Genomic DNA, 24,244 nt, shown 5'->3' with positions numbered 1-24,244 from the left:
TAGTGACATATAAGCCTGGCGTATAATTCGATTCGATCCCCAATCTGAAAATGTATGTCAGCCGCATTTTTTGGGCCTTCGCAGTTGTAAAGCCGCCCTCGTCATTGTTTACTAGTCGGCAATATTTTCTATTCAGGATGAAGCAATGCAAAAGATGCATAACGGTGTACAAAATTACGCCTGGGGCAGTAAAGACGCGCTGACTAAACTCTACGGAATTAAAGACGCAGAAGGCCGTCCGATGGCTGAACTGTGGATGGGGGCCCATCCGAAAAGTAGCTCCCGGGTTGAGAATTCCCATGGCGAGGACATCTCCCTGCGCGACCAAATCAGTGCCGATCTGACGGCGCAACTGGGCGACAAAGTGGCCAAGCGCTTTGGGGAATTGCCTTTCCTGTTTAAAGTGTTGTGTGCCGATCAGCCTCTGTCGATTCAGGTGCACCCGAGCAAAAGTGCCGCTGAAATAGGCTACGCCAAAGAAAATGCCGCCGGTATTCCGCTGGATGCCGCCGAGCGTAACTATAAAGATCCGAACCACAAACCTGAACTGGTCTATGCCCTGACGCCTTTCCAGGCCATGAACGGTTTCCGTGAATTGCGCGAAATTGTTTCATTACTGCAACCCGTGTCCGGTGCGCATCCGTTAATCGCCAGTTATCTGATGTCTCCGGACGTTGACCACCTGCGGACGCTGTTTGCGGGCCTGCTGAGTCTGGAAGGTGAAGATAAATCCCGTGCACTGGACGTACTGAAATCCGTTCTGGATGAACAACACGGTGAACCGTGGGACACTATCCGCAGCATTTCTGAATTTTATCCTGATGACAGCGGCCTGTTCTCCCCGCTGCTGCTCAACGTGATCACCCTGCAACCGGGCGAAGGGATGTTCCTGTATGCCGAAACGCCCCATGCTTATCTTAAAGGCGTCTCGCTGGAAGTGATGGCGAACTCCGATAACGTGCTGCGCGCGGGCCTGACGCCGAAATACATTGATATCCCTGAGCTGCTGGCGAATCTGAAATTCAACGCCAGGCCCGCTTCTGAATTGCTGACCGCGCCGGTTGTCAAAGGTGCAGAACTCAACTTCCCGATCCCGGTCGAAGATTTTGCGTTTTCGATTCACAGCCTGGCTGCTGAACCGCAAACGCTGGAACAGGACAGTGCGGCGATCGTCTTCTGTATTGAAGGTCAGAGCGTTCTGGTTAAGAACAATCAAACTCTGGTTCTCAGTCCGGGTGAATCGTGTTTCCTGTCAGCCACTGAGTCACCGGTGACTGTCAGCGGCAACGGCCGTATAGCACGCGTGTTCAATACACTCGATAAATGAACAGCTGATTAAACAAAATGGGGCTAACTGCCCCATTTTGGTGATTTTTTTGCTGATTCAGCTACACTCTGTAGACAAATAACGCCGGAAGGCGTTTTTTATTTTCGGGATATTTCATAAGGATAAACAGAGATATGAAGAAGTCGTTAGTCGCTGTAAGCGTCATTGTCGTCCTTGGCGCGGCCTGGACAGGCGTCTCGTGGTATACGGGCAAGCTAATCGAACAACATATGGATGAGCAGGTTGCGGCGGCCAACAGCCAGCTGCAAAGTGCTTATCCGAAAGCCGGACTGAAAGTCAGCTATCAGGATTACCAGCGCGGGCTGTTCAGCAGCAAAATGCGCATTGTGCTGCAACCGGAGCCTGCTGCCGCAACGGCGGGCACCAGCCTGCTGAAAACCGGTGACGAAATTGCCTTTATCGAAACTATCGATCATGGCCCTTTCCCCGCTGCTCAGCTGAAAAAATTCAACCTGATCCCAAGCATGGCTTCCGTTCATTCAGAACTGCAAAACACGCCAACGGTGAAAGGTCTGTTTGATGTCACCAAAGGCAAGTCTCTGGTCACCATTGACACCCGTGTTTCCTACAGCGGGGCAAGTTCTTCGGCAGCTGACATCATTCCTGTGACCTATCAGAAAGATGAAAGCCTGCTGGCCTTCTCCGGCGGTAAAATTAATGTCGATGTCGACAAAGATCTGACGGCGATGAAGCTGGACGCCAGTACCGACAGCATCGCCCTGACCTCTAAAAATCAGTGGGGTCAGCTTGAAAAAGTGACCCTGGCCGGTTTCAGCATGGACAGCGACACCAAACAAGGTAAGTTCCAGGTCGGTGTGGGTGATCAGAATCTGACTGTGAAGCAAATCCTGGTGAACGTTGACGGCAAAGATGCCGCTTCGCTGGATAACTTCAAACTGGTGAGCAAATTCTCTGAAAATGGCAATAACATCGGCGGTCAGCAGGATTACACTCTCGACGCACTGAAAATTCAGGGTGCAGATTTCGGTTCAGCCAAACTGACAGTGAAACTGGATAAACTGGATGGCGCGGCGATGAAACAGTTCGCCGACAATTATAACCAGCAATCCCGCGCACTTCTGATGCAACAGGGTCAGATTGATCCAGCTGTTTATCAGCAACAGGCCGCCGATTTACTGCTGGCGAATCTGCCACTGCTGCTCAAAGGCAATCCGAGCATCAGCATTGCACCATTGAGCTGGAAAAACAGCAAAGGCGAAAGCAGCTTCAACCTGCAACTGGATCTGAAAGATCCGACCGCGACGCCTGCCCAGACGCAGGATCAGATGTTGTCTCAGATGGTAAACAAGATTGATGCCAGACTGACGATCCCTCTGCCGATGGCGACACAGGTCACCACGCAGGTCGCTCAGCTGGAAGGCTACAGCGCAGATGATGCTGCTAAACTGGCTCAGCAGCAAGTTCAGGGCCTGGCCGCAATGGGTCAGATGTTCAAACTGACCACGGTGAAAGATGACACCCTCTCCAGTAACTTCCATTACGCTGATAATCAGGTTGACCTGAATGGCCAGAAAATGACGTTGCAGGAATTTGCAGGTCTGTTCGGGATCCTGGGCGGGCCGGCAGCGCCAGCACCAACCCCAGAGCAGGAAGCACCGGTGGCTCCGACGCCAGCGCCGGTACCGGCTCAGTAATCCTCTTTACTCCTCCCCGGCTAAGGGGAGGAGTAAAACCTCAGTTACCTAAGGATTTTTCAGGCGTGACCACTCCTACCGATCTCCTTCGTCTGCAAGACGTTTCTTTTACGCTTAACCATATCCCGCTGCTTGAACCTGTTTCCCTCACCCTGAATCCAGGGGAATTTACCTTACTGACCGGTCCTTCGGGGAGCGGGAAAAGTACGTTGCTAAAGATTATTGCCTCATTGCAAAATCCGACCGACGGGATCCTTTATTTCAAAGGCGAAGACATTACGCAGATTAAACCTGAAGTGTATCGTCAGCGCGTGTCCTACTGCTTCCAGACGCCGTCGCTGTTTGGCGAAACGGTATACGATAACCTCGCCCTGCCTTATCAGATCCGTAATAAAAAGCCGGATGACGGGCAGCTTCGCGACTGGCTGAAACGGGTAAATTTATCCGAAGATATGCTGACCAAACGCACACAGGAGCTTTCCGGCGGCGAAAAGCAGCGCGTCGCGTTGCTGCGCAATCTGCAATTTATGCCGGATGTTTTACTGCTTGATGAAATCACCAGCGCGCTGGATGAAGAGAATAAAATCAACATCAACGACATTATTGCCGGGCTGGTTGAGAAAGAGCAGATCGCCGTGTTATGGGTGAGCCATGACCTGAACGAAATCCGCCACGCCAAAAACGTCATTACCCTGTCCCGTCATTTACCAGGAAACGCGGCGCATGAATCAGCATAATATTACCAACCAGTCACTGGCTCTCGCGCTGATCCTGGTCGTCGTCGCCCTGCTCGTCAGCAAGAAAGAAAAGCTTGGGCTGGAAAAAGACATCATCTGGAGCGTTGCCCGCGCTATCGTACAACTGGTGATTGTCGGCTATGTCCTCAAATACATTTTTGATATTAATAACAGCCTGTTAACCGTACTGATGGTGCTGTTTATCTGCGTGAATGCCGCGCTGAATGCTAAAAAACGCAGCCGTAATATCGATAACGGATTTGTCATTTCGTTTATCGCCATTACGGCGGGTACCGCACTGACATTAATGATTCTGATCCTCAGCGGTTCAATCGAATTCCTGCCAATGCAGGTGATCCCCATTTCGGGGATGATTGCCGGGAATGCGATGGTGGCGGTCGGGCTGTGTTACAGCAATCTTAACCAGCGTTTTCTGGATAATCAGCAAAAGATCCTCGAGATGCTGAGCCTCGGCGCGCCGGTAAAAATGGCCTCCGGCCGGATTATCCGCGACAGCATTCGTGCCGCGATGATCCCGACCGTGGATGCGGCGAAAACCGTCGGCATCGTCAGCCTGCCGGGCATGATGTCCGGGCTGATTTTTGCGGGTATCGACCCGGTGAAAGCCATTAAATATCAGATTATGGTGACGTTTATGCTGCTGGCGACCGCGAGTTTATCAACGATCATTGCCGGCTATCTCGCCTACAAACGTTTCTACAATAACCGTGCACAATTGCGCGATTTGAAATCATCGTAAAACGTGTCTTTGCCCGCAGGCAAATAAACCGGCGGGCAGACTTTTCAGGCGTTATAAATCAGACAGCACCTGACGCAGATTGACCTCTCCGGCGGCCTCGTCATCAAGATCCAACACCCCTTCCAGGTCATCCAGATGTTCCTGCATAATTTCCGCCGCCTGCGTATTGTCCCCCGCTTCGAGCGCATCGATAATCGCCTGATGTTCATCACACTGGCACGACGGCACTTCGTTACGCTGGTACAGCGCCACAATCAGGGAACTGCGCACCATCAGGTTCGACAGAATTTCACTCAGGACATCATTGCCCGAAATTTCCCCGAGAATCAGATGAAATTCACTCAACTCCCGCACAATGGCGCGCCGGTCTTCGGACTGGACAGCTTCACGTTCTCCGCGTAAATGACCGGTAATACGGTGACGGTGACGCCGGATCACATCCGGCCCGATGCACTCAACAATCGCCCGTTCGATAGCACGACGGGCAATAAACACTTCACGCGCTTCTTTGGCGGTCGGTTGCGCCACCATGGCACCACGGTTAGGTTCGATGGTCACAATGCGTTGCATTGCCAGACGCTGTAACGCCACCTGAACGTGGTTACGGTTGGCACTGAGTGCGTCAACAAGCTGTGATTCCACCAGACGGGTACCCGGACGCAGGCGTTGCTGCGCGATAGCTTTAGACAGAACATCGACAATGCGCTGAACTTCCAGCTGCTTGGCGGTTGTAGTTGGATTACTCATGGATGACTAAATGGCCTCTTTCTGGCAGTTTCCGTGCAACCTATCACCATCTGCCCGCGTTCGTCATTAGTAAATGATATGCACTTTCAAATCATGTAACAAATCTCAATAAATAGCACATAAGATTCATTGTAATTATCATTCCCGCACGCATTCACAATATCCCTGTTATTGCCTTCCGTATCCTTGCAATACCTCACGCTACGCAGACAAATTTTCAGAGCATGTAAGTATGCATGCCAACGTATTGAAAACAGGACAATAATGAAACACGTTCTTTTGAAGCACTTACTCAATTTTATCTTATTAGCACTGGGAGCCGTGTGTACCGCGCTGGTGATCTGGCTGGATGTGGCCGTATTTAAAGACGGCATACAGGAAATTTCCGCCACAGAATTTCTTCAGGAACTTTCACTGCTGACCATCAGCGCATTGTTTTTCTTACAGGCCAGAAATCATCCGGCATTGCGCGGAGGCATGATCCTGATTGGCGGATTCTTCAGCTGCATGTTGATCCGTGAGCTCGATGCTTTGTTTGACCTGATTCACTATGGCTCATGGGTGTATTTCGCCAGCCTGTTCGCGGCCTATTGTATCGCCTGGGCCTGCATCACGCCGAAAACCAGCCTGCGCGGATTGTCAGCTTTTCTGGTTCATCCGGCCTGTCATTATATGGTTTGCGGTCTGGTACTGATCCTGGTGTTCTCACGGGTCTTTGGGATGAACATGATCTGGCGAGTGGTGATGCAGGGCGAATATGTGCGGACAGTGAAAAATATTGTCGAAGAAGGCACCGAACTGATGGGTTATCTGTTGTGTCTGGGTTCTGCAGTTGCCTTCTGGCAGCGCAGTGAACCACTGAAAACCCTGTAAAATTCTGCCTGCTGCGGGTTTGTGCAGCAGGCTTTTTCGTTTCAGACGCGCCACGGCAATACGCCTTCCGGCAGACGACGTGCAAACAGCGAAGCCAGCAGCATAAAGACCAGCACCACACCAATCATCAGGCACCCCACGGCTGCGGCCAGCGTGGAAGAACCGCCCTCATCAAGAAACACAATCATCGGTCCGAGCGTTTGCGTGCCGGAGGTTACCAGCAGAATCGACACCTGAATTTCATTCAGCGCGGTGAGGAACACCAGAATCGTTCCTGCCATGGCCGACGGCGCCGCCAGTGGCATCACTATGTCGCGCATCCGTTGCAGGAAACCGGCACCGAATATTTGTGCGGCCTCATCCAGCGAACGCTCGATTTGCGCAAAACCAGCCAGTGTCGGACGAAGCACCAGAGCCATAAAACTGGAAAGATAAGCCGCAAGGATAATCCATACCGTGCCGTAAAGGCTGATATGCACCAGTGGCAAAGGTTTGAGGAAAAACAGGATCGCCGCAATCCCGGTCACAATCCCCGGCAACGCGTAAGCCAGCTCTGTCGACAGCTGCAAAATACGCACCAGCCGCGTTCGCTGCCAGCTCAGGAAATACGCCAGAAACAACGAGGAAAGTGTCAGGATCAGCGCGGTTATCACGGTCAGCCCGAGGCTGGTCATAAAGGCATGGCGGATTGCCGGATACCCGAACAGCGCATTGGCATAGTTGCTCAGCGTCAGACTCTGCAGGGTCAGCGCCTGACCAAAACCCGTGGTCAGGGAGGTGGTCATCAGCGCGGAAAGCGGCAGCAACAGCGTCATCAACATCCACAACCAGGCCGTCATTTCTACCGGTAAACGCCAGCGCCCCAGAGACTGATGCAGCGCACGCGGCGTCCCTGTCACACGCACATCCTGCCGCCCGCCCAGCCAGCGGCTGAACATCAGCCCGGCAAGCGTAATCGCGGCAATCAGCAGCGAAAGCACCGCCATATCCGTCAGCGCCGACGCCCCCGCGCTGTTAAGTTGCTGGTAAACCAGCGTGATCAGCGTCGGGATACGACCGGGAATACCAAGCATAGCCTGAATACCAAAGTTACCCGCTGCGGTAACAAACGACAGCGCCGCACCGGCAAAAATAGCCGGACGCACCAGCGGTAAAATCACGGTAAACAACACCCGCCACGGCTGTGCCCCGCCACAGCGCGCGGCTTCCACCAGCTCGGCCGGTAACCTGCGCAACCCGGCCCGCACCATCAGGAAAACCAGCGGTGCATTGTGCAATCCCAGCAGGACAATAATGCCGGTCAGCGAATACAGCGGTGAAGGCGAACCGGCGGGCAGCGTTAACCCCAGCCATTGCAATACCGGACTGGATGGCGAAAGTGCCTGAACCCACGCCAGTGCAGTCACCTGCGGCGGGATCATCAGTGGCAGAATAAAAGTAAATACCCAGGCCTGCTTACCGCGCAGATTGGTCAGTGCGATAAGCAGCGCCGCCACCGTGCCCAGCACCATCGCCAGAAGGGTTGAGATGACGGCAATCGACAGCGTATTCAGCGTGGCGGTCAGAACTTTTCGGGTACCCAGTAAATGGCTGAACCGGGCGATGTCCGGCACACCTTCCGGGGCAATGGCCGCCCAGACCAGCCGCATCAGGGGCGCTATCGACAATAACCCGATCAACAGCGTCAGAGCCCAAAGTACCCCCTTCTCACTGCCCGGCCAGAACCGGCGCGAGGGGGTGACGCGGCGCTGAATTTCACTCATCACGCTCATCTGCCTGTCCTTTGGGCTGTCAGCCGCCGAAGATTTCAGTGAATTTGGCGCGAACTTCTTTATCATCCGCCACCGCTTTGTCCGAATCCAGCGTCAGCAGCTTAATCGAATCCAGCGGAGCGAAGCCTTCAGGTGCCGCAACGCGGGTATCAATCGGCCGGTTACCTTGTTTCGCGACCCATTGCTGGCCCTGAGGTGACAGCATGAAATCAACAAACGCCTTCGCCGCAGGCACGTTATGTGCCCCGGCAAGAATGGCTACCGGCTCAGTCACAAATGAAACGCCTTCTTTCGGATATACCAGATCAATCGGCGAGCCCTGCTTTTTAGCGCGGATGATATCAGCATCGGTAATCACGCCGTACTTCGCCATACCGCTCGCCACCGCTTTCAGCGCCGGGCCGTTGCCGCCTTCAGGGGTAATACCGTTCTGCGCCAGTTTCTGATAAAACGCCCAGCCGATATCCGGCGTATTAATGGCCGTATGCAGGTGATACAACGCCGCCCCGGAATACAGCGGGCTTGGCACCGCCACCTGACCTTTGTTTTGCGGTTCGGTCAGCGCCATCCAGCTGTCAACCGGTACGGCGTTTTTCGTGTTATAGGCAATAACCGTGGCGATAATTTTAGTCCCAAACCAGGTTTTATCTTTGTCGTAAAAATCCGGGCTGATATCTCCCACCAGCGCATCGGTATAGGCCATCAGTTTGCCGTCTTTTTTCAAAGCGCCCAGATTGATGGAGTCCGCCACCAGCAGCACATCAGCTTTCACGTCTCCGGCCATCATTTCGGTTTGCAAAATATTCATCAGTTGCGTGGTGCCGTTGCGCGTCCATTCCACCTGCACGTTCGGGTAAGCCGCCTTGAAGGCATCAATCGTTTGCTGGGCAATTTCCGGCGCCTGGGAGGTATAGACCACCAGCTTTCCGGAAGCGGTTTCGGCAGCATATGCCTGTCCCTGCGCGGCGCAAATCAGCAATGCGCTCAAAGATAACGTGATGGTTTTTAAAATATGCATAGCCCTGTCCTTAGAATGGGAAAATTATTGGGGAAGGATCCAGCCGTCGGTAATGACAAACGTGACAATGTCACCCGAATAACTGTTAAGCGAAACAGAGGAATGAAGGGAAAGCTTCAGTGCAGGCTCACTGACTGGCGCGAGGTCAATCTGGTGATAGCCGCCGCGGTAAATCTCCCGTGTAACCCGTGCAGCGATACCCGGCTCACCGTTCTGAGCAAAACGTAAATCAGCAGCATGGACACACACCTGCGCCTCACTCACCATTATCTGATCTGCCGAAGCCCGTAAGCGGATACGCATACCGAACACATCAGCCCAGGCAGTGCCGTTGCCGGCGGGCTGAATATTTTGTGCCGGGATAAGTCGGCCGTCGTCGATAAACGTCGCCACCATCTCGTTAGCCGGCTCCCGGTACAGCGTTTGCGGCGTGGCAAACTGCATCACTTTGCCCTCGTTCATCACCACTACACGGTCAGCCATCGCCATCGCTTCCTGCTGATCGTGGGTGATATACAAAAGCGTTGCGCCGGTATGCTGATGAAAACGCCGGAACTCTTCTTCCATCGCCGCACGTAAATGCACATCCAGATTCGCCAGCGGCTCATCCAGCAGCACCACGCCGGGGCGTGTGACCAGACAACGTGCCAGCGCCACACGTTGTCGCTGCCCACCGGACAAATCTGAAGGACGGCGTAGGGCATAATCGCTCAGCCCCACCAGCGCCAGTGCATCCTGCGTTCGCGTCCGCCGCTCATTGCGATCCATCCCTGTCACTTTCAGGCTGTAAGCAACGTTTTCTTCCACCGACATATGCGGCCACAACGCGTAGTTCTGAAACACAATGCCCAGCTCGCGCTTTTCCGGTGGCACATGTACTTCTGTGGATGAAAACAAACGTTCACCGACAGTGATGGTGCCACTGTTCACCGGTTCGAAACCGGCAACGGTGCGCAGCAACGTGGTTTTGCCACAGCCTGAAGGGCCGAGCACCGCCACAAATTCACCGTGGTGAATATGCAGCGAGACGTCATTGAGCACCGGTTGCGTGGTAAAGGATTTACTCAGGTGGGAAATCTGGATGGCAGACATGCGTCGGATGTTTCCTCAAGGCGGCACTGGCCCGTTCAATGAGGAAACAAATTACTGCGGTTTTGTGACTGTTTTATGAACTGGCTGAGAAGTGAAACCATTCAGGTTTGCAAAATCTTCGCGTGCGCACCATATGCGGCGATAAATTCCCCGGCAATCGCCACGGCAATTTCTGCCGGGAGTTTGCCGCGCACATCGGGCAGCCCCACCGGACAACGCATTCTCGCCAGTTGCTCCGCCGAAATCCCTTTCCCCGATAAGCGGTAATCAAAGCGTTTACGCTTGGTATCCGAGCCAATCAGCCCGAAATAGCGAAAATCGCCGCGCTTCAGGATGCGCTCACTCAGGGCAAAATCCAGCTGGTGATCGTGCGTCAGCACCATGAAATAACTGTCAGCGGGCATCTGCGCCACCGTGCTTTCGGGTTCCTCATCCACAAGGCAGGTGACGTGCGGGTCTACCCGTGCCGGAAACTCACTGGCACGGGCATCTACCCAGGTAATGCGACACGGTAAGGTGGTGAGAATATTCACCAGTGCCCGCCCGACATGACCTGCACCGTAAACTACAACGTGCGGCTGAGGTTGCCCCAGCGGTTCAAGCAACACTGACGCCATGCCTCCGCAACATTGTCCGAGCCGGGCCCCTAATGAAAAACGCTCGAAGCGGCTGGTTTTCACGCCCTCCTGCAACATCTCGCGGGCAATGGCCGTCACCTGAAACTCAAGATTGCCGCCACCCAGCGTATAAAATTGCTGGTCAGCGGTGATCAGCATTTTGCTGCCTGCATCACGTGGTGTGGAGCCCTGATTCTCCACTAATGTCGCCACCACGCACGGTTCCCCGCGACGTTGCAGATCATGTAAACGGGTGACCCAGTCATCAGTACGCATGAGAACCTCCTCAGCTGGCAACTTTTGCGATAGGATTATCAGCACAAGTGACAACGTCACTCTTAAAATGCAACTGATTTATCGCATTAAGCACTCTTTCCGGGGTGGCGGGTGCATTGAGGTGCGGATGCACACGGTAATCAGCCAGGCTGGCCACGGCATCTTTAATGGCACACCAGACGGAAATCCCGAGCATAAACGGCGGTTCCCCTACGGCTTTGGAATGGAAAACGGTGTCTTCCGGATTTTTGCGGTTCTCCACCAGTTTCACGCGCAGATCCTGCGGAATGTCGCCAATTGCCGGAATTTTATATGCCGCCGGACCGCTGGTCATTAAGCGCCCTTTGTCGTTCCACACCAGCTCCTCCGTGGTCAGCCAGCCCATGCCCTGCACGAATCCGCCTTCCACCTGACCTATATCAATCGCCGGATTCAGTGAGTCGCCGACGTCATGCAGAATGTCTGCCCGCAACAACTTATATTCACCGGTTAACGTATCGACCAGCACCTCTGCACAGGCCGCGCCGTAGGAGAAATAATAGAACGGATGCCCGGCTGCTTTACTGCGATCGTAAAAAATCTTCGGTGTTTTGTAATAGCCGGTACTGGACAGCGGCACCTGATTCAGCCAGCACTGAGTCGCGACCTGTTCAAAACTAAGATACTGATTTTTAACCCGTACCTGACCGTTGCTGAAAGTGATGTCAGTTTCCTGCGCACCATGAACACGCATCAGCATCTCAACCATGCGACCTTTAATGATTTCCGCCGCATTTTGCGCCGCTTTACCGTTGAGGTCCGCGCCGGATGAAGCGGCCGTCGGCGAGGTGTTGGGCACTTTGCCGGTATCGGTCGCGGTGATCTGAATACGACTGATATCTACCTGAAATACCTCAGCAACCACCTGCGCAACCTTGGTGTTCAGACCTTGCCCCATCTCGGTGCCACCGTGATTAAGCTGAATACTGCCGTCGGTATACACCAGCACCAGTGCGCCTGCCTGATTGAGAAAACTGGCAGTGAAGGAGATGCCGAATTTCACTGGTGTCAGTGCCAGTCCCTTCTTGAGATAAGGATTACTGCGGTTAAATTGCGTGACAGCGTCACGTCTTGCGGCATATTCTGCGCTCTCTTCCAGTTGCTGCGTCATCTCCTGCAACAGGTTTTGCCCGACCGGCTGGTGATAATGCGTCACGTTGCGGGTTTCCTGACCGTAGTAATTATTTTTACGCACCGTCAGCGGATCCATCCCCAGTTCGCGGGCGATGTGATCGACAATATGCTCAATCGCCACAATGCCCTGCGGGCCGCCGAATCCGCGATAAGCCGTATTCGACGCCATATTGGTTTTACAGCGATAACCTGTGATCAGCGCGTCACCGAGGTAATACGCGTTATCAGAATGGAACATGGCGCGATCGACGATAGAGCCGGAGAGATCCAGTGAATAACCGCAGTTGGCCGCCAGTTTGATGTCGATACCCTGAATCACCCCGTCATCGGTAAAGCCCACGTCATAACTGACATGAAACGGATGACGCTTACCGGTGATCAGCATGTCATCCTGACGTGACAGCCGCATTTTTGCCGGGCGTCCGGTCAGATGTGCCGCCAGTGCCGCCAGGCAGGCCGCGCCCGCCGCCTGTGTCTCTTTACCGCCAAAACCGCCGCCCATCCGGCGCATATCAACCACAACTTTATGCATCGGCAAATCCAGCACCGAGGCCACCAGTTTTTGCACTTCAGTCGGATGTTGCGTCGAGCTGTACACCAGCATCGCGCCGTCTTCGCCGGGCATTACTGAGGCAATCTGCGTCTCAAGATAAAAGTGCTCCTGACCGCCAATTTCCAGTTCACCCTGTAGACGGTGCGGCGCACACGCCAGCGCCATCTCAGCATCGCCACGCTTATGCTGGTGCGGTTCCTCGACATAATGTTCCAGCGCCAGCGCCTGTTTCACCGTCAGCACCGCCTCACGCGGCTGATACTCCACGTTTGCCAGCGTCACCGCGGCACGGGCGGCTTCCATTGAGGTTGCCACCACCACCAGGACAATCTGGCCGACATACTGCACGCTGCCCTGCGCCATCAGCGGATCGCCATGAGTAAGCGGTGCAATATCCGGGTTGCCGGGCACATCTTGTGCGGTCATTACCCGCACCACGCCCGGTACGGTGTAACAAGGTGCGGTATCAATATGCAAAATATCCGCATGCGCGTGCGGACTGAGCAGCGGCACCAGATGCAACTGATGAGGGAACTCCAGCCGGTCATCGATATACACCGCTTCCCCGCTGACGTGTTTTTCCGCGCTTTCGTGTTTCTGGCTTTTGCCCACGCCGCTCTGCAACCCTGTACAAAACAAGGTTTCCATCTCAGCCTGAGAAAGTGATGGTTTGGATTCAGACATAATGAGTTACCCGCATCAGTGTTTCAGGAGAGGTCATTTCGATATAGCATCGGCGCAGCAGATTTTTCGCCACCTGCATGCGGTATTCCCGGCTGGCACGGAAATCGCTGATGGGTGTGAAGTCCTGCTCCAGCGCCTGACAGGCCCGTTCGATGGTCGCCGTCTGCCACGGCTGGCCGAGTAACTGCGCTTCACAGGCGCTGGCCCGTTTCGCCACTTCCGCCATACCGCCAAACGCAACACGGGCATGCACCACCACACCGTTTTGCACGTCGATATGCAACGCCGCGCAGACCGCAGAAATATCGTCTTCCAGCCGTTTCGACACTTTATAAATCCGCAACTGGCGTGCCGCCGGGGTGTTGCGGGGAATGCGAATTTGCTCGATAAACTCTCCCGGCTGCAACGCGGTTTTGCGGTACCCCAGGAAGAACTGATCGAGCGGGAGTTCCCGCTGCTCAGCGCCGCGCCGCAGCAACAGCGAAGCGCCGAGCGCCAGCAACACCGGCCCGCCGTCACCGATTGGCGAAGCGTTGGCGATATTGCCGCCAAAGGTTCCCTGATTACGAATTTGTTGTGATGCAAACCGCTCAAGCAGTTCGCCAAACTCCGGGAACTCTTCATGTAACACCGGCATGCAGTCGCTGAGCGGTGCCGCCGCGCCAATATGAATAGCCTGACCGGTCAGCGTAATGGCTTTGAGTTCAGGGATATGGCTTAGCGAAATCAGCTCAGGCAGGCGCTGATAACGCTGCGTGACGTCCAGCGCCAGATCGGTGCCGCCCGCCACCAGACGGGAATCCGGGTGGGCAAGATAGCGTGCGGCCAGTTCATCAACACTCACCGGTTGTTCCGTCGCGCAAATCGCGGCGAGTGTCTCCAGCGTTTGCCGGGCATCAGCATCAAACTGATCGGCCTGCGGCGCAGCCATAATAGCCTTCGCTGCATCCATGATGGGCCGGTAGCCCGTGCAGCGGCAAAGATTGCCCGACAGGGTTTCCTGCACGCTTTCAACTGTAAAAACAGGCTTGTTTTTCTCCATCGCGAACAGTGACATCACAAAACCCGGTGTGCAGAAGCCGCATTGCGAGGCGTGATTATCCACCATCGCCTGCTGCACGTGATGCAGCTCGCCGCGATGTCTGAGATCCTCCACGGTGATCAGTTGCTTGCCATGCACTGCGGACATAAACGTCAGGCAGGCGTTAACCGTGCGGTATTGCAACCGGTCACCCTGCTTTTCTGCCAGCACCACCGTACAGGCGCCACAGTCACCGGAGGCACAGCCTTCTTTGGTGCCGCAACGCCCTGCATCGCGGCGCAGATAGTGTAAAACCGTCGTGTCAGCGGGCAGATTTTCCGAGTGGATCCTGCCGTTCATCAGAAATTGGATCATGATCATATCCTTCAAAAATTACTGGTTTGCTCCCTCCCCTGCGAAGGGGAGGGAGCAAAGGCTTTACAGCCATTCAGAATCAGTGTCGTGACCTCACCAATGATGTGTTCACGCGCCTGCATATCACCTTCGAAATTGCCGTACATATGTTTCACCTGCACCGCGAAATCAGCGTAATACTGCGTCACCGCCCAGATATGCATGATGAACAGGCGGGCATCCAGCGCACGGATTTTGCCCTGCGCTATCCACTGATGGATCAGTTGCTCTTTGCCAACAATGTTCTGCGTCGCCTGCGGCCAGTATTTATGCAAATAGTGCCCTCCACCGAGCACTTCGCTGGTAAAAATGCGCGACAGTTCCGGCTGATCAAACGAGAAATTCAGCTTATTGCGGATATAACGGCTGAGCACCGCTTCGGGTTCGCTGAGCGACGGATCAAACTGAATAATATCGCCCCAGACTTTCAGCACTTTCTGTAAGAGTTCTTCGTAAAGCTCCTCTTTCCCGGCGATGTAATAATGCAGTTGGGCTTTTTTGATCCCCGCACGCCGGGCAATGGCCTGCGTGGTCGCGCCCTGAAAACCCTTTTCGCTGAACTCTGCAATCGCTGCGGCATGGATATTTTCCAGCGTGCGTTCACGGGCAAGGCGGACTTTGCCGCCGGTATCACTGTTCATCATGCTGAGAGTTCCTCCTGCTGAGCGTCCCGCACATAAACCGGTTCGCCGTCAACGTAGGTGCAATACACATTGCGGTCATCACCCAGCGTCATCAGCACAAACAGCTTGTCAGCCAGCGTTTTACTGTTGGTGGCACGTAATTTTTGCAGTGCACTGACACCCGGCTCAAGCACCACAAAATCCGCCTCTTTACCGGCGTTAAAATTGCCAATTTTATCGTCGAGATGCAGCGCCCGTGCGCCGCCGAGTGTGGCGTGATAGAAGGCTTCGAATGCGGATAAACGGTAACGCTGAAGCTGCCCGACTTTGTAGGCTTCTGACAGCGTTTCCAGCATGTTGAATGTCGTGCCCGCACCGACGTCCGTGCCCATGCCGACGCGGATTTGTTTCTGCCAGGATTTCTGCAAATTAAACAAACCGCTGCCCAGAAACAGATTGGACGTCGGGCAAAAAGCGATAGCCGAATCCGTGTCGTGCAGGCAATCCCATTCGCTGTCATCCAGATGCAGACAGTGTGCAAACACACAGCGCTCGCCGGTCAGGCCGTACTGATGATAAACGTCGAGATAATGCTGGTGTTCAGGGTGCATTTCTTTCACCCACGACAGTTCGGCGACGTTTTCGCTCAGATGGGTATGCATGTACACGTCGGGGAATTCCTGCTTCAGCAGCCGTACTTTTTGCAGCAGTTCCGGCGATGATGTCGGTGCAAAACGCGGCGTCAGCGCATAGCTCAGGCGCTGACGATTATGCCAGCGCGCAATCAGCCCGCGTGTGTCGCGTTCACTTTCTTCAGGGGTTTCCAGCAGGGCGTCCGGGGCGTTTTTGTCCATCATCACTTTGCCCGCCACCAGCCGCATATTGATGTCGGCCGCTTCCTTAAACAGGGCGTCGACAGATTGCGGATGGACGGTGCCAAACACCAGCGCGGTGGTCGTGCCGTTAAGCAGTAACTGGCTGATGAAGAATTTCGACATGCGCCTGGCGTAATCCGCGCAGTGATATTGTTGTTCGGTCGGAAAGGTGTAACGCGTCAGCCATTCGAGCAACTGCTCGCCGTACGCGCCGATCATTTCGGTTTGCGGATAGTGAATATGCGTATCGACAAAGCCCGGGACAATCAGCTTGTCGCGATAATCATCAATATCCAGAACAGCGGTTTTACGTGCCTGCGCCAGCTTGCCCTCACCTTCCTGCCAGCTTCCCAGCCAGATGACAGTGCCGCCACTGAGCAACATCAGGCCGTCTTCGATATAACGCACCTGCGCTTCAACATCTTCCGGGCGTAATACCGGCTCACGGATATCGAAGAAATTTCCGCGAATGGCGCGGGTGATGATCTGACTCATGGCATTGTCCTTCTCTGCAACATTATCTTTCAAGACTGATAACAGAACATCTGCAAAGCTTATGCCAAATCTGACCAACTGGTCAGATTAAACAGTCAGACCGGTTGGTCAGAAACTTCAATACCAGATCAGAAATAATTCATGTAGCTATCCCGGAGGTCGTCTGAGCGAGGGTGTGATAATATTCACAATCATCAGAAATCATTAATTAACAGCTTAATCTATAACAATGAAAAATATGACATGCAATTTTCATCTTAACCAGATGACATTTTTAAAGACACAAACCCGGGATATATCAGTTTCGGGTTATGGCGTTTGTGCGGGGATGGTAAGTTCATGGATCCAGCATGAACTCTCTGAAAAACCGCAATCCTTTTTATTCTATAAAAATACTTATAATTTTATTTCCCGCCAGCGCGCAATTACATGTAACTACATGATATCTAAAGAATTAAACCTCTCTTTTAAAAGTGATACTTTTTACCCGGTCAAACAAGTAAATTTAAAAACAAATAATTTCCAGTCCTTTTTTACCTCCCATACCCGGGGCGTTTTCAGTATCGTTATTTATGCAGGGAATGGTTATTCACACTGCATTGGTATGAGCGTGCATAACGAGAATTATAAAATATTTGACCCCAACCTCGGTGAGTTTCAGATAACAAAAAGCCGGAATTTTTCTTCTTTTGTTTGTCAGGACTGGATCTCCCAAAAATATCCCCCTTCGCGTACACCGTATTTGCAGATAACCCAATATAAATCAAAGCTTCCGAATATCGCTATTTCAAAAGCACTTCATATTGCGGATTGAATTCGTCAAATATGGGCAGCGCAGCGGCACCGAGCGCAGGGGTGTCGCTGCCGGACATGCCAAGGCGAATGCGTGCGCTCTGCGTATAGCGGCTGCGCACCGAATTATACAGCGGCGTCAGGCGTTTAATCAGCTTTTCCACCAGCGGTTTCGGCATAGTTCCGCCGATAATCACGCTTTGTGCATCGAACACGCATTCCATAATATTGATGGCCTGCAGCGCCGGTTCGACGGCGGTATCCAGCCATTTATCAAACACTTTCTCATCAACGTTCAGCAGATCTTCGGGCATGGCCGTCATCGGATCCAGCCCGCAGGCTTCGTACGCCGCCTGTAACGAAACATAGCGCTCCAGGCAGCCTTTGTTACCGCAATAGCATTCACGGCCGCCCGGTTGCACCACAATGTGGCCGACTTCGCCCGCATTGTGTGCATGACCGGTGTAAATCCGGCCATCGGTAAAGATGCCTGCACCCAGTCCGGTGCCAATATAAAGATACACAAACGACGATAATTGTTTGGCGACACCGTGAAAACGTTCACCGATGGCGGCGACTGTGGCATCGTTTTCCAGTGTCACCGGCCAGCCGGTCGCGGCGCTTAAACGTGCTTCAATATCAACGTTATCCCAGCCATGCAGTGTGGTCGGCCCTTGTGATGAAATCCCTTCCACGCCAAACGGCCCCGGCATCACCACACCCACGCCTAAAATTTTTCGCCAGTCAATTTTCACCTGTTGGCGCATTTCTTGCAGAACCTGATCGATAAGAGCCAGCGTGGGCTCTGGCTGCGGTTTCTGCACATGGATCAGTTTGCGAAAACGAACGGTTCCGGTCAGATCCACCAGCACAGTCAGCAGCGACTGATGATCAAGATGGATGCCTATTGAATAGGCGCTGTCAGGGTTGAGTGTCAGTGGCGTTGCTGGCTGACCACGCCCTCCCGCACGGCGCGGCAGGTGGGAAGACAGGATACCCGCCTGCTCGAGTTCGGTGGCAATGTTGGAGACGGTTTGGGGGGTGAGCGACGTCAGCCGGGCGATCTCAGCGCGGGTGAGTTCACCGTTAAGGCGAATGGCTTCGATCACCACCCGACGATTGTGAGCACGGGCGTGCTCAAGATTGGTACCAGACGTTGTTATCACATCCCTCTCCACGGTGAAGACCTTGCGGGCAAGTATGTGGCCAGTGAATACAGCAATCAAATTGATTTTATAAATTACAGAAGATGAATATGACGGTGGCATCACAGCTTTGAATGTTATTGGCATGTTAATAATAACCGCCAGTCACTATTGAGATTTGAATCATCCGTGTAGCACACGTTTTATACCCAAGATAATTCGGGTTGCAGGAAGGCGGCAAGCGAGTGGATCCCGATGAGCTGACATAAGTCAGTGATTCGGGTGACGGAGCATAGCCAACGCATCAGCAGCCCGAAGTATGAAGGGTAAATCCGGCAGGGACGCAGGGACTGGCAGAGTTATGCCTTCCCATTTTTTTTTAGCCGATTAAAGCAATCAAATTGATTTAATAAACCTAACCCTGTTTCGGAGAATGACGATGAGCCTACGATTTACCCCTGCGGCCACCCTGTGCGCCCTCTCTGCCCTCACCCTGGGCTATTCCGCCAGCGCGCTGGCTGATACTACGATCAGTGCCTTATTTATGACTCAGGCGGCGTACAGCGAAGCGGATATCCGCGCAATGACCGCTGATTTCACCAAACAGCATCCCGACATCAAAGTGAATCTGGAATTTGTGCCGTATGAAGCGCTGCACGACAAAATCGTTGCCGCGCGCGGTGCCGGTGACAAAGGTTATGACGTGGTGCTGTTCGATGCCATCTGGCCGGCTGAATTTAACAAATACGGCCTGTTGCAGGATGTCACGGCGCGTATTCCGGCTGAAGAAAGCAACAAGATTTTTGACGGCGCGATTTCCACCGTGACCTATAAAGACAAACGCTGGGGCATGCCGTGGATCCTCGACACCAAATATCTGTATTACAACAAAGCCATGCTGGCCAAAGCCGGGATCACCACCCCGCCAGCCACCTGGGCTGACGTGGAAAAGCAATCTGAAATTCTGAAAGCAAAAGGCATTGTGAAATACCCGCTGGTCTGGAGCTGGTCACAATCCGAAGCGCTGTTGTGCGACTACACCACGCTGGTGTCAGCATTCAAAGGGGATTTCTATAAAGACGGTAAGCTGAACTTCACCAATTCCGGTGCGATGAAAGCCATCAGCTACATGAAAGAGACGCTGGATAAAGGGCTGACTAACCCGAACTCGCGTGAATATCTGGAAGAAGACGTGCGTAAATCGTTCTCCAACGGCGATGCGGCTTTCGCACTGAACTGGACCTACATGTACAACATGGCGAACGACCCGAAACAGAGCAAAGTCGCGGGCGACGTGGGGGTCATTCCGGCACCGGGTGAAACCGCAGGGGGTGCATCCGGCGTTAACGGGTCGATGGGGCTGGGCATCGCCAAAGCCAGCGCACATGCGGATCAGGCGTGGGAATACATCAGCTACATGACATCACAACCGGTGCAGAACAAATACGCCAAACTGAGCCTGCCAATCTGGAAATCGTCTTATGAAGATCCGGCGGTGCAGAAAGATCAGGAGCAGCTTATTGCCGCAGCGAAAACCTCGCTCAACGTGATGTTATCGCGCCCGGTGACCGCGGATTACTCCCGTTTGTCCAACATTTTGCAGCAAAATATTCAGGCGGTATTACAGGGTAAAACCCCGGCACAGGATGGTATGGAAGCCGCGACCCAAGCCGCTGACCGTTTACGTTAAGTTTTAAAGCCAACACGACAATTAAGCCCGCCCGGTTTCAGCCGGACGGGCTGGGAAAAGATATGCTGACATTACCCCAACGCGAGAAACGACAAGCCTGGCTGCTTCTGGCACCCATGCTTGTGATGATGTTTTTACTCACCGCCTGGCCGCTCGCCCGCACGTTGTGGCTCAGCTTTACCGATGCCGGGTTAATCGGCGACGGTTCTGCGCCCAACTGGGTGGGCAGCGAGAATTTCATCTATGCGCTGACGGATCCGGATTTTCGTGCCGCTCTGTGGCGGACGCTCTATTTCACTGTCGTCTCGGTGGTGATTGAAGGCATTATCGGCGTGCTGGTGGCGCTGTTGCTGAACCAGCCGTTCCGGGGACGCAGCGCCCTGCGCGTGCTGGTGATTTTGCCGTGGGCATTGCCGACTATCGTCAACGCAACCATGTGGCGGCTGAACTTCAACCCGGATTACGGCAGCATTAACGCCCTGCTTTCTCAGCTCGGGCTGATTGACGCCTACCGCAGCTGGCTTGGCGATCCGTCTTCGGCGATCAATGCCGTGATGTTTGCGGATATCTGGAAAAATTATCCGCTGATCACCCTGCTGGTGCTGGCGGCGCTGCAAACCATCCCGGAGGATTTATTCGAAGCCGCACGGCTTGACGGCGCATCGGCTTTCCGGCGTTTTCGCAAAATCACCTTACCGGCGATTGCCGCACCGCTGGCCGTGGCGCTTGTTCTGCGCACCATCGATGCCTTTAAAATCTTCGACATTATTTATGTCATGACCCGTGGCGGCCCGCTCGACAGCACCAAAACCGTCAGCTTCTTTGTCTATCAGGAATCGTTCAGTTATCTGCGCGCTGGCAGCGGAGCCGCCTACGCGATACTGATGACGCTGATCTGCGCCCTGCTGATCATGATTTACATGGTGATGTTACTGCGCCAGCGCCGTTCCGGGAGCAGCGAATGAAACAGAAAATCCGGCTCGTTTTACGTTACGTCGCGGCGCTGATCCTGGCCGTCTCGATTCTTGCCCCGCTGCTATGGATGTTCCTGATGAGCGTCAGCTCGGCGGAAGATCTGACCCGTATTCCGCTGGAATGGCTGCCGCGTCACTGGGATTTCAGCCGTTATACCCGCCTGCTGACCTTGCAGGCCGGCACGCCCGGCGCACTGTTCCTGCATGCGCTCGGCAACAGTGTGCTGGTTGCCTGCGGTGCCACGCTGGTGTCGTTGTTGCTGGCGATACCGGCGGCCTACAGCTTCTCGCGCTATCCCGGCCGCGACGGCTGGCTGTTTGGCAGTCTGGCGATTTACATGGTGCCGCCGGTGGCATTTGTGTTGCCGCTGTATTTCATCCTGCAACAGCTGACGCTTCTGAATACGCATCTCGGGCTGATTCTGGTGTACTGCTCGATGATCCTGCCGTTCCTCACCTGGATGCTGAAAAATCAGTTTGACGCGTTGCCGGTAGATATCGAACAGGCCTCGCGCCTCGACGGGCTGCGCTACTGGCAGGTATTGCTGCGCATCACGCTGCCACTGGCAAAACCGGCGCTGGGCGCGTCGGCCATGTTTGGCTGGCTGCTGGCCTGGGATGAATTTTTCTACGCCCTGTTGTTTACCAACAATATCGATGCCCAGACGTTGCCGGTCACCATTGCCGGATTCACCGCCGGGCGCGCCACTGATGACGGTCTGATTGCCGCTGTCGGGATCCTTGCGGCCATTCCGCCGCTCTTTATTGCGCTCTGGCTGCAAAAAACCATGGTCAGCGGATTAACCGCCGGCGGCAGCAAGGGCTGAAAATGAACATCAGGGAAACCTCATCAATGACAACAAAACCTCTGACCCGCGCCACGCTGTATGTGACGGGCAATATCAACGTGGATTTGATCATGAGTACGTTGCACGAATGGCCGAAAAAAGGCACGGAAGCGATGCTCGAAAGCAGTGCATTACGCCCCGGCGGGTCGGCGGGAAACTGCGCGCTGGCACTCTCTGCGCTCGGCTCCCCTTTCAGGCTGGTGGCAAATCAGGGCAATGACCAGTTCAGCGGCTGGCTGGCGGGTCTGTTTCCGGAAAGCGCCTCGCGCTGGCCGACCTGTGATTGCGAAACCTCACTGACCTTTGGCGTGACGCATCCTGATCACGAAAGAACGTTTTTCAGTAATCAGGGGCATATCGTGCGCCTGTCCATGCAGGACGTTCTGGGGCAAATCCCTGAAACGGCGCAGGCCGGAGACTGGGTATTACTGTGCGGCACCTGGCTGTGTACCGCGCTTTACGCCGACTATCCGCAACTGCTGGCAGCACTGAAACAGCGCGGTTATCAGGTGGCTGTCGACAGTGGCTGGCCGCCGGAAGACTGGAGCGATGCGTTGCGGGAACAGGCGGCAAAATGGCTGCCGTTCTGCGATGCACTGCTGCTCAATGAAGTGGAAACCCTCGGGCTGGCGGACGCCGCCACGCTGGATGTCGCCGCGCTGATATTGCTGGAACAGATGGCAGAAAACGCCTTTTGCGTGGCGAAATGCGGCGCTGATGGCGCACGTTTATGGGCAAAAAACCTGACGCTGCATCAGCGCGCCGAACCGGTAGACGTGGTGGATACCATCGGTGCCGGAGACAGTTTTAACGCCGGATTTTTATCCGCGCTGATTTATGGCCTGTCGCCTGCCACGGCACTGCAATGGGGGGTTCGCGTTGCCGGTTGTGCCATCAGCAGTTCCCCGCGCCGTTATCCTGACTGGCAATCACTTTTTGGCCTTGTGGAGAAAATCTAAATGGCTCTGGTAGAACTGGTAAAAGTCGCCAAACATTATGGCAAAGTGCAGGTGCTGAAACCGCTGGATCTGACCATCCCTGACGGCAGTTTCACCGTGCTGGTCGGCCCCTCGGGCTGCGGAAAATCCACTTTACTGCGCCTGCTGGCCGGGCTGGAATCCCTGTCTGACGGCGATATTCTGCTCGATAAACAGCAGATCAATAATTTTGACCCCGCCGATCGGGATATCGCGATGGTATTCCAGAGTTACGCGCTCTATCCACACCTGACCGTGGCCGAAAACATGGCGTTCCATATGCAGGTAAAGAAGGTGCCGAAAGCCGAACAGCATGCCAAAGTACAACAGGCCGCCAAAGTGCTGGGGATTGATCACTTACTGAAACGTCTGCCGAAAGATTTGTCCGGTGGCCAGCGCCAGCGTGTCGCCATGGGACGCGCGCTGGTACGTAATCCGAAAGTGTTTCTGTTTGACGAACCGCTGTCTAACCTCGATGCACAACTGCGTATGGAACTGCGTGCAGAAATCAAATCGCTGCATCAGCAGTTCCGCACCACGACGGTGTATGTGACCCATGATCAAATCGAAGCCATGACACTGGCTGATAATATCGTGGTGATGAAAGACGGTTTTATCGTGCAACAGGGCGACCCGTTGTCGATTTACGATAAACCGGTGAATACCTTTGTGGCGCGTTTTATCGGTTCACCGCCCATGAATCTGCTCAGCGGCGTCTTCTGCAATATTGACGGTCAGCCGGGTGTGAACTGTAATCAGTTGTGGTTCGCACTGCCGGAGAAGTGGGCGTTGCAGGCGCGGCATTCTGAAGGCGAACCCGTCACGCTCGGCCTGCGTCCACATGATTTAAAACCGGTGGAGCACAACGCCCAACCCGGCGCCATATTACGATTGCTGGAAGTGACCGGCGAAAGCAGCCTGCTGCATATCGACTGGAGCGGTTTCCCGCTGCACGTTCAGTTCGCCGGACGCGCCCGTGTCAGTGCCAGTCAGCCGCTGTATCTCGATGCTAACCGTGAGGCGATCCATCTGTTTGATGCGCAGACCGGTGAACGGCTGGCGGAGGATCTGCGCTAAAAATGACT

At 54.2% G+C, this 24,244-nt stretch carries 21 protein-coding genes; 11 read left to right on the top strand and 10 right to left on the bottom strand.

Annotation, left to right across the window (positions count from 1 at the left end; translation table 11 throughout):
* The first annotated feature begins 145 nt into the window (after nt 1–145).
* The 4 genes from manA to fetB all read left to right on the top strand — a co-directional run bounded on the left by manA (nt 146) and on the right by fetB (nt 4,500).
* A complete protein-coding gene (gene manA, locus RAHAQ2_RS11235) occupies nt 146–1,327 on the top strand; it encodes a mannose-6-phosphate isomerase (RefSeq protein ID WP_015697344.1) in 1,182 nt (393 codons plus the stop codon).
* Nucleotides 1,328–1,461: 134 nt separating this feature from the next.
* Entirely contained in the window at nt 1,462–3,003 is a 1,542-nt protein-coding gene (locus RAHAQ2_RS11230; RefSeq protein ID WP_015697343.1) for a YdgA family protein, read from the top strand.
* A 65-nt stretch (nt 3,004–3,068) separates the two neighbouring features.
* Nucleotides 3,069–3,740: an iron efflux ABC transporter ATP-binding subunit FetA gene (gene fetA / locus RAHAQ2_RS11225; RefSeq protein WP_015697342.1), complete on the top strand. Its 672-nt coding sequence runs from the start codon at nt 3,069–3,071 to the stop codon at nt 3,738–3,740.
* A complete protein-coding gene (gene fetB, locus RAHAQ2_RS11220) occupies nt 3,727–4,500 on the top strand; it encodes an iron efflux ABC transporter permease subunit FetB (protein ID WP_015697341.1) in 774 nt (257 codons plus the stop codon). The genes fetA and fetB overlap by 14 nt, the downstream gene beginning before the upstream one ends.
* Nucleotides 4,501–4,551: 51 nt before the next feature.
* Here the strand turns inward: fetB and RAHAQ2_RS11215 are convergent, their stop codons facing one another.
* Nucleotides 4,552–5,247 carry a GntR family transcriptional regulator gene (locus RAHAQ2_RS11215; protein ID WP_015697340.1) on the bottom strand — a complete coding sequence of 232 codons (696 nt, stop codon included), beginning with the start codon at nt 5,245–5,247 and terminating at the stop codon, nt 4,552–4,554.
* Between the two features lie 264 nt (nt 5,248–5,511).
* On the opposite strand from RAHAQ2_RS11215, the gene RAHAQ2_RS11210 reads away from it, so the two are divergent.
* A complete protein-coding gene (locus RAHAQ2_RS11210) occupies nt 5,512–6,120 on the top strand; it encodes a hypothetical protein (RefSeq protein WP_015697339.1) in 609 nt (202 codons plus the stop codon).
* Between the two features lie 41 nt (nt 6,121–6,161).
* Here RAHAQ2_RS11210 and RAHAQ2_RS11205 read toward each other — a convergent pair whose 3' ends face one another.
* The 8 genes from RAHAQ2_RS11205 to guaD all read right to left on the bottom strand — a co-directional run bounded on the left by RAHAQ2_RS11205 (nt 6,162) and on the right by guaD (nt 16,733).
* The gene (locus RAHAQ2_RS11205) at nt 6,162–7,892 is read right to left on the bottom strand and encodes an ABC transporter permease (protein WP_015697338.1); all 1,731 of its coding nucleotides are present in this window, start codon (nt 7,890–7,892) and stop codon (nt 6,162–6,164) included.
* A gap of 19 nt (nt 7,893–7,911) precedes the next feature.
* Nucleotides 7,912–8,910: an ABC transporter substrate-binding protein gene (locus tag RAHAQ2_RS11200; RefSeq protein ID WP_015697337.1), complete on the bottom strand. Its 999-nt coding sequence runs from the start codon at nt 8,908–8,910 to the stop codon at nt 7,912–7,914.
* Nucleotides 8,911–8,934: 24 nt separating this feature from the next.
* Nucleotides 8,935–10,002: an ABC transporter ATP-binding protein gene (locus RAHAQ2_RS11195; protein ID WP_015697336.1), complete on the bottom strand. Its 1,068-nt coding sequence runs from the start codon at nt 10,000–10,002 to the stop codon at nt 8,935–8,937.
* A gap of 101 nt (nt 10,003–10,103) precedes the next feature.
* Nucleotides 10,104–10,895: a xanthine dehydrogenase accessory protein XdhC gene (gene xdhC / locus RAHAQ2_RS11190; RefSeq protein WP_015697335.1), complete on the bottom strand. Its 792-nt coding sequence runs from the start codon at nt 10,893–10,895 to the stop codon at nt 10,104–10,106.
* Between the two features lie 10 nt (nt 10,896–10,905).
* Complete coding sequence (gene xdhB, locus RAHAQ2_RS11185) at nt 10,906–13,305, bottom strand: xanthine dehydrogenase molybdopterin binding subunit (protein ID WP_015697334.1); 2,400 nt, start codon at nt 13,303–13,305, stop codon at nt 10,906–10,908.
* Nucleotides 13,298–14,701 (bottom strand): xanthine dehydrogenase small subunit, encoded by a 1,404-nt coding sequence (xdhA, locus tag RAHAQ2_RS11180; protein ID WP_015697333.1) that lies wholly within the window; start codon nt 14,699–14,701, stop codon nt 13,298–13,300. Before xdhA ends, xdhB begins: the two co-directional genes overlap by 8 nt.
* 11 nt (nt 14,702–14,712) lie before the next feature.
* Complete coding sequence (locus tag RAHAQ2_RS11175) at nt 14,713–15,384, bottom strand: TetR family transcriptional regulator C-terminal domain-containing protein (protein WP_015697332.1); 672 nt, start codon at nt 15,382–15,384, stop codon at nt 14,713–14,715.
* On the bottom strand, nt 15,381–16,733 hold the full coding sequence (gene guaD / locus RAHAQ2_RS11170; RefSeq protein ID WP_015697331.1) for a guanine deaminase: 1,353 nt from the start codon (nt 16,731–16,733) through the stop codon (nt 15,381–15,383). The genes RAHAQ2_RS11175 and guaD overlap by 4 nt, the downstream gene beginning before the upstream one ends.
* A gap of 229 nt (nt 16,734–16,962) precedes the next feature.
* Between guaD and RAHAQ2_RS11165 the strand changes: the two genes are divergently transcribed.
* Nucleotides 16,963–17,547 carry a YopT-type cysteine protease domain-containing protein gene (locus RAHAQ2_RS11165; RefSeq protein ID WP_015697330.1) on the top strand — a complete coding sequence of 195 codons (585 nt, stop codon included), beginning with the start codon at nt 16,963–16,965 and terminating at the stop codon, nt 17,545–17,547.
* Here RAHAQ2_RS11165 and RAHAQ2_RS11160 read toward each other — a convergent pair.
* Nucleotides 17,516–18,688: an ROK family transcriptional regulator gene (locus tag RAHAQ2_RS11160; RefSeq protein ID WP_193785515.1), complete on the bottom strand. Its 1,173-nt coding sequence runs from the start codon at nt 18,686–18,688 to the stop codon at nt 17,516–17,518. The two genes, RAHAQ2_RS11165 and RAHAQ2_RS11160, sit on opposite strands and share 32 nt — an antisense overlap.
* Nucleotides 18,689–19,109: 421 nt before the next feature.
* On the opposite strand from RAHAQ2_RS11160, the gene RAHAQ2_RS11155 reads away from it, so the two are divergent.
* The 5 genes from RAHAQ2_RS11155 to RAHAQ2_RS11135 all read left to right on the top strand — a co-directional run bounded on the left by RAHAQ2_RS11155 (nt 19,110) and on the right by RAHAQ2_RS11135 (nt 24,236).
* Complete coding sequence (locus RAHAQ2_RS11155; RefSeq protein ID WP_015697328.1) at nt 19,110–20,360, top strand: extracellular solute-binding protein; 1,251 nt, start codon at nt 19,110–19,112, stop codon at nt 20,358–20,360.
* A gap of 62 nt (nt 20,361–20,422) precedes the next feature.
* The gene (locus tag RAHAQ2_RS11150; RefSeq protein ID WP_015697327.1) at nt 20,423–21,325 is read left to right on the top strand and encodes a carbohydrate ABC transporter permease; all 903 of its coding nucleotides are present in this window, start codon (nt 20,423–20,425) and stop codon (nt 21,323–21,325) included.
* Nucleotides 21,322–22,161, top strand: coding sequence for a carbohydrate ABC transporter permease (locus tag RAHAQ2_RS11145; RefSeq protein WP_015697326.1), 840 nt, complete (start codon nt 21,322–21,324; stop codon nt 22,159–22,161). The genes RAHAQ2_RS11150 and RAHAQ2_RS11145 overlap by 4 nt, the downstream gene beginning before the upstream one ends.
* A 26-nt stretch (nt 22,162–22,187) precedes the next feature.
* Nucleotides 22,188–23,141: a carbohydrate kinase family protein gene (locus tag RAHAQ2_RS11140; protein ID WP_015697325.1), complete on the top strand. Its 954-nt coding sequence runs from the start codon at nt 22,188–22,190 to the stop codon at nt 23,139–23,141.
* Nucleotides 23,142–24,236 (top strand): ABC transporter ATP-binding protein, encoded by a 1,095-nt coding sequence (locus tag RAHAQ2_RS11135; protein WP_015697324.1) that lies wholly within the window; start codon nt 23,142–23,144, stop codon nt 24,234–24,236. It abuts the gene before it with no gap.
* The last annotated feature ends 8 nt before the right edge of the window (nt 24,237–24,244 follow it).

The organism is Rahnella aquatilis CIP 78.65 = ATCC 33071 (genome assembly GCF_000241955.1).
GTDB lineage: Bacteria > Pseudomonadota > Gammaproteobacteria > Enterobacterales > Enterobacteriaceae > Rahnella > Rahnella aquatilis.
This window is presented reverse-complemented; position numbering and strand designations above follow the sequence as displayed.

Coding starts and splice junctions, on each gene's coding strand:
- manA (WP_015697344.1), top strand. CDS start 146: ATGCAAAAGATGCATAACGGTGTACAAAATTACGCCTGGGGCAGTAAA.
- RAHAQ2_RS11230 (WP_015697343.1), top strand. CDS start 1,462: ATGAAGAAGTCGTTAGTCGCTGTAAGCGTCATTGTCGTCCTTGGCGCG.
- fetB (WP_015697341.1), top strand. CDS start 3,727: ATGAATCAGCATAATATTACCAACCAGTCACTGGCTCTCGCGCTGATC.
- RAHAQ2_RS11215 (WP_015697340.1), bottom strand. CDS start 5,247: ATGAGTAATCCAACTACAACCGCCAAGCAGCTGGAAGTTCAGCGCATT.
- RAHAQ2_RS11210 (WP_015697339.1), top strand. CDS start 5,512: ATGAAACACGTTCTTTTGAAGCACTTACTCAATTTTATCTTATTAGCA.
- RAHAQ2_RS11205 (WP_015697338.1), bottom strand. CDS start 7,892: ATGAGCGTGATGAGTGAAATTCAGCGCCGCGTCACCCCCTCGCGCCGG.
- RAHAQ2_RS11200 (WP_015697337.1), bottom strand. CDS start 8,910: ATGCATATTTTAAAAACCATCACGTTATCTTTGAGCGCATTGCTGATT.
- RAHAQ2_RS11195 (WP_015697336.1), bottom strand. CDS start 10,002: ATGTCTGCCATCCAGATTTCCCACCTGAGTAAATCCTTTACCACGCAA.
- xdhC (WP_015697335.1), bottom strand. CDS start 10,895: ATGCGTACTGATGACTGGGTCACCCGTTTACATGATCTGCAACGTCGC.
- xdhB (WP_015697334.1), bottom strand. CDS start 13,305: ATGTCTGAATCCAAACCATCACTTTCTCAGGCTGAGATGGAAACCTTG.
- xdhA (WP_015697333.1), bottom strand. CDS start 14,701: ATGATCCAATTTCTGATGAACGGCAGGATCCACTCGGAAAATCTGCCC.
- RAHAQ2_RS11175 (WP_015697332.1), bottom strand. CDS start 15,384: ATGATGAACAGTGATACCGGCGGCAAAGTCCGCCTTGCCCGTGAACGC.
- guaD (WP_015697331.1), bottom strand. CDS start 16,733: ATGAGTCAGATCATCACCCGCGCCATTCGCGGAAATTTCTTCGATATC.
- RAHAQ2_RS11165 (WP_015697330.1), top strand. CDS start 16,963: ATGAAAAATATGACATGCAATTTTCATCTTAACCAGATGACATTTTTA.
- RAHAQ2_RS11155 (WP_015697328.1), top strand. CDS start 19,110: ATGAGCCTACGATTTACCCCTGCGGCCACCCTGTGCGCCCTCTCTGCC.
- RAHAQ2_RS11150 (WP_015697327.1), top strand. CDS start 20,423: ATGCTGACATTACCCCAACGCGAGAAACGACAAGCCTGGCTGCTTCTG.
- RAHAQ2_RS11145 (WP_015697326.1), top strand. CDS start 21,322: ATGAAACAGAAAATCCGGCTCGTTTTACGTTACGTCGCGGCGCTGATC.
- RAHAQ2_RS11140 (WP_015697325.1), top strand. CDS start 22,188: ATGACAACAAAACCTCTGACCCGCGCCACGCTGTATGTGACGGGCAAT.
- RAHAQ2_RS11135 (WP_015697324.1), top strand. CDS start 23,142: ATGGCTCTGGTAGAACTGGTAAAAGTCGCCAAACATTATGGCAAAGTG.